Here is a 2763-nt window from a genome sequence, read left to right as displayed (position 1 = left end):
CTGCTGCTTCTTCGTATCCAGTAGTACCGTTAATTTGTCCAGCGCAGAACAAACCCTCTATTTTCTTAGTCATCAGTGTGGGAAAACACTGAGTTGCAGGTAAATAATCATACTCAACCGCGTAAGCCGGACGCAGCATCGTGCAATTTTCCAAACCTGGGAGACTCCGCAACATCTGCAATTGCAAATTCTCCGGCAAACCAGTGGAGAAACCTTGGATATACAATTCTGGGATATCGCGACCTTCCGGTTCGATAAAGATTTGGTGACTTTCCTTATCGGCGAATCGGACAATTTTATCTTCAATGCTAGGACAATAACGCGGCCCTTTCGCATCCACCCAACCACCGTAAACGGGAGACAGGTGCAGATTTTCTCTAATTAAGCGATGAGTTTCTGCGGTGGTGCGGGTCATGTGACACGGCATTTGTTCCCGTTCCACCCAAACTTCCGGGTCAAAGCTGAACCAGCGCACCTCTGCATCACCCGGTTGCGATTCCATTTTACTGTAATCGACCGATCGCTTATCAACTCGCGCCGGAGTTCCCGTCTTTAAACGTCCCGTTTCAAAACCCAATCTATTTAATGTTTCCGTCAAACCAACAGCAGCAAATTCCCCCGCACGTCCCGCCGCCATCGATTTGTTACCCACCCAAATCTTACCACCCAGGAATGTACCGGTAGTTAGAATTACGGATTTGCACTGAAACGCCACGCCGAAGTATGTTTCGACACCGATAATCTCGTCATTTTTACCGAGTACCAAATCCGTCACCATACCTTCGCGGACTGTCAGATTTTCCTGATTTTCGACAATCCGTTTCATCATCGCCGCATATTCCCGCTTGTCAGTTTGTGCGCGTAAAGCCCAAACTGCCGGCCCTCTGGAGGAGTTTAACACGCGCTTTTGCAGATAAGTGCGATCGGCCATTTTACCGATTTCGCCGCCGAGTGCATCTACCTCATGTGTCAATTGCGACTTCGCAGGGCCACCTACTGCGGGATTGCACGGTTGCCAAGCAATTTTATCCAGATTCAGCGTTAGCAGCAGAGTGCGACAACCGAGTCGTGCGGTAGCAAGTGCGGCTTCGCAGCCGGAGTGACCTGCACCGACAACGATAACATCAAAGGCGTCTAGGAATTGTACGGGAGTGTGTGCGGTCATGGTAAGCGTCACGGCAACAAGGACTCAAGCCTTATTTTAGCGGTTGCAATGGATGCTCAGGTTTTGCCTCGCCGTGCATCTTTTTATATGCGATCGCCATTTCAAACAGTTTATTTATGTAACAAAACTTTACACGCTGCATAATTAGCTTTACGACAGCACCTGACAAATTTTTGGGATAATTTCGTTAGCTGTGATTTTACCAAAAAAGTATATATGGATGCTGCTGAACTAATCACTCGTTATGCCACAGGAGAAAGAGATTTTTCTAAAGCTGACTTGAGAGAGGCTGACTTACAGAATGCCAATCTAGAAGGTATTAATCTGAGAGAGGCTAACTTAGTGGATGCTAACCTTTCAGGTGCTAACTTGAGTAAAACTAATTTATATTATGCCAATCTTTTACGTATAAACTTGAGCAAAGCTAACTTGGAAAGTGCAAACCTTCATCATGTTAACTTATCTGATGCAGACCTCTCACGTACCAAGCTGAGAGATGCCAATCTAAGTAATGCCAATTTACGTGCTGCTGACTTATCTTTTGCTTTTTTAACTTATGCCAATATCGGTTAAAATTGATTAATCTAGCGAGGTCTAAATATAATCAAGGTAACCAAGACCAAACTTCCAGTTGTATGTAGCGGACAATGGGACGAGTAAATGCTACAATTACTGGTTTATCGCTACCTTGAATTTTTGCATAACCAGTCAGTCCGGCTTTCAGGGTTTTGTCTACATTGGGAAGGTCTACAATCACTCTAATAATTCGTTCTGTCGAACTAGAAGTATGTTCGCCAGTAGTAGTCGCAGAACTCGACTCGCTAGCAGCAGTAGGCTCGATCGAAACTACTTTTCCCATAAAAGATACATCCGGATATGCAGCAAGTTTGACTTCCACCTCTGCACCCACAACGAATTCACCTGCATTATACTCCGGAACTTTCACCTCACCGCGAATGTGGCGATCGTCCTCACTGACTGCAAATGTATCGCCTCGATCTAAATAACTGCCCACCTTTTGGTCGAGATAGGGAGTGACTAAATAACCATCTATAGGCATTAACAATTGCGTGCGCTGAAGTTGATCTTTATTGTATTTTAACTGTTGTTCCAATCGTTTAAGCTCAGCACGAGCAGCTTCAACCTGTTTGCGAGCTGCGGCAATATCATCTGGATGAGCGCCACTCAACACTAATTTTAAGTTAGTTTCTTTCTCTTGTACACTTGTTTCTCTGGTAGTTAGCGTGCTTCGTTTTGACTGTACCTCATTTTCCTTAACCAACAAATTTTTCAAGCTTTCTTCCACTTTCACGCTATCCGCATCAGCCAGCTTTTGCTTATCTTCAAATGCTTGCGTAGAAACAGCGCCTTGTTTGGCTAAAAATTTGTAGCGGTCAGCCTCGCGGGAACTGAACTCAAACCTCGATTTCGCAGAATCGAGCTGCTTTTTAGCGACTTCCACTTCTTGGCGAGCCACTTCGATTTCTTGCTTAGATACTTCCACTTGTTGTTTGGCAACGTCAATTTCTTTTTCGGCTAATTCTACTTCTTCTTTTCTAGGGGTGTTCAAAAGCTTATTTAAATTTGCTTGTTCTTTT

Annotated in this window: 3 protein-coding genes; 1 reads left to right on the top strand and 2 read right to left on the bottom strand. The window is 44.6% G+C overall.

What is annotated here, in order from left to right; translation table 11 throughout:
* A partial coding sequence (gene mnmG / locus H6S82_RS27825) for a tRNA uridine-5-carboxymethylaminomethyl(34) synthesis enzyme MnmG (RefSeq protein ID WP_191057076.1) occupies positions 1-1165 on the bottom strand: 1165 nt, incomplete at its 3' end.
* Between the two features lie 216 nt (positions 1166-1381).
* Here mnmG and H6S82_RS27820 point away from each other — a divergent pair.
* A complete protein-coding gene (locus H6S82_RS27820) occupies positions 1382-1738 on the top strand; it encodes a pentapeptide repeat-containing protein (RefSeq protein WP_190467275.1) in 357 nt (118 codons plus the stop codon).
* 31 nt (positions 1739-1769) lie between these two features.
* On the opposite strand, the gene H6S82_RS27815 is transcribed toward H6S82_RS27820, so the two are convergent.
* Positions 1770-2763: efflux RND transporter periplasmic adaptor subunit (locus tag H6S82_RS27815; RefSeq protein WP_206756906.1), on the bottom strand; the 994-nt coding region annotated here is incomplete at its 5' end.

Source organism: Planktothrix sp. FACHB-1355 (assembly GCF_014748295.1).
Taxonomy (GTDB): domain Bacteria; phylum Cyanobacteriota; class Cyanobacteriia; order Cyanobacteriales; family Aerosakkonemataceae; genus Aerosakkonema; species Aerosakkonema funiforme_A.
This window is presented reverse-complemented; position numbering and strand designations above follow the sequence as displayed.